We start from the raw sequence: 236 nt of genomic DNA, 5'->3' as shown, positions 1-236 counted from the left end.
CGCCGCCCGTCCCAGATCCGCACCCCCCCGTAGCTGCTGCCGCTCTCTCCCACCCGGCCCCATTCGCCTTCGACGATCACCTCGTCAGCGAGGCGGATCGGCTGGGTCAGCGCGATCTGCAGGCCGGCGATCAGGTTGCCGCACACCGGCTTGGCGGCGGTGCCGGCGACCAGGCCGGTGGTGCCGGCCGGGGCCAGCAGTGCGGTGCCGGTCTGGCGCACCATCCGGATGGTCTG

At 73.7% G+C, this 236-nt stretch carries 1 pseudogene; it reads right to left on the bottom strand.

The features are described 5' to 3' along the window. Positions 1–236 (bottom strand): annotated as a pseudogene (locus KVS69_RS20590) (mechanosensitive ion channel domain-containing protein); the annotation flags it as partial.

It is taken from the genome of Stenotrophomonas sp. GbtcB23 (assembly GCF_019091045.1).
GTDB lineage: Bacteria > Pseudomonadota > Gammaproteobacteria > Xanthomonadales > Xanthomonadaceae > Stenotrophomonas > Stenotrophomonas rhizophila_A.
The sequence above is the reverse complement of the archived record's forward strand: the minus strand, read 5'-3'. Positions and strand labels throughout refer to the sequence as shown.